Origin of the sequence: Propioniciclava sp. MC1683, from assembly GCF_014164675.1 — a bacterium.
Classification (GTDB): domain Bacteria; phylum Actinomycetota; class Actinomycetes; order Propionibacteriales; family Propionibacteriaceae; genus Propioniciclava.
This window is the reverse complement of record NZ_JACJFX010000112.1, coordinates 1-762: the sequence shown is the minus strand read 5'-3', so window position 1 is coordinate 762 and position 762 is coordinate 1. Positions and strand designations below refer to the sequence as shown.

Here is a 762-nt window from a genome sequence, read left to right as displayed (position 1 = left end):
GCGATGGCGCGGAACTCCTTGATCCGGTTGAAGAAGCGTTCCACCACGTTCCTGCCCTTGTAGATGGTGGGATCGAAGGCAGGTGGGCGACCGCCGCGGCTGCCCTTGGCCTTGCGACGGGCGATCTGGTCGGAGCGTTCGGGGATGGTCACCTTGATCCTTCGCCGCCGGAGCTCGGTTCGGGTCGAGGGATGGGAGTAGGCCTTGTCCGCGACCACCCGGACAACCCGGTGAGGGGCAAGATCGATCACATCCAACAGGCGGGGGTTCTCACCGGCCTGACCCGGGGTGACCACCAGCGAGCACAGGTGACCGGAGGCGTCGACCAGGGCGTGGGACTTCGTCGTCCACCCGCCACGGGAGTGCCCCAAGGCGTGATCAGCTGGTTCGGCCCGAGGATTCTTGTAGTTCGGTGGATCCCCCTTTTCGGGCGCCGGCAGCGTGCTTGTGGGCCCGCACGATCGTGCCGTCCACCACCGCGACCAGACCTTCTGCCTCCGGTGAACCGGCGATGGCGGTGAGGATCTTGTCCCAGGTACCGTCCTGGGCCCACGCGTTGAAGCGGCGCCACAAGCTCGACCACGATCCGAACTCGGCCGGCACGTCCCGCCACGGCGACCCCGTCCGCAACCGCCAACAGATGCCCTCCACCGTCCGCCGGTGGTCATTCCACGGACGGCCGCCCTTCGCGCCCCCACGCGGCATCAACGGCTCAATCCGCGCCCACATCTCGTCACTGAACTGAGGACTCCTGGTCACAAA

General features: G+C 67.1%; 2 protein-coding genes. Both read right to left on the bottom strand.

The features are described from left to right. On the bottom strand, positions 1 to 371 hold a 371-nt coding region (locus tag H5397_RS19250; protein ID WP_182819024.1), incomplete at its 3' end, for a transposase. A 7-nt stretch (positions 372 to 378) separates the two neighbouring features. Then, on the bottom strand, positions 379 to 762 hold a 384-nt coding region (locus tag H5397_RS17475), incomplete at its 5' end, for an IS5 family transposase (RefSeq protein WP_182819022.1).